The organism is Bacillus sp. X1(2014), from assembly GCF_007678255.1.
On the sequence record NZ_VEED01000064.1, the window covers coordinates 1 to 385 of the forward strand.

Genomic DNA, 385 nt, shown 5'->3' on the forward strand with positions numbered 1-385 from the left:
AACTAACGGGTGCAAGAGTTGAAGATTGGGACTACCGCGGCGATACCCCCTTTTCAATTTTGAGGTAGTTTTTACCTTTAATAAAAATTAAATGTAGGGTGATTATATAGAAGTAATTTAAAACAAAAGGAGAGATTCCCATGACTCAAATTGATGTAAATCAACTAAATCGAGCAAAAGCAAATGTAACACTCACGCAGGAATTGTTAACTAAAGCAATTGAAAAGGTAAATTCAGATCCTACACTTGCTCAGGAAGCGATTAAACAGGCTTCGAACGAAATTTCGTCTGCTTTAACTGCCGTAACTCAAGTAGAAAAGTCATCACAAGCCCCATCGACAGAATTATAATATCGTTTTTGAATGAAATACTGAGAAAAGTAGTT

General features: G+C 35.6%; 1 protein-coding gene. It reads left to right on the forward strand.

The features are described from left to right. Positions 1 to 140: 140 nt before the first annotated feature. Positions 141 to 350 (forward strand): hypothetical protein, encoded by a 210-nt coding sequence (locus FS608_RS29770; RefSeq protein WP_260871875.1) that lies wholly within the window; start codon positions 141 to 143, stop codon positions 348 to 350. The last annotated feature ends 35 nt before the right edge of the window (positions 351 to 385 follow it).

Excerpts from the sequence above, each read along its gene's own strand:
- FS608_RS29770 (WP_260871875.1), top strand. The coding sequence starts at position 141 with ATGACTCAAATTGATGTAAATCAACTAAATCGAGCAAAAGCAAATGTA.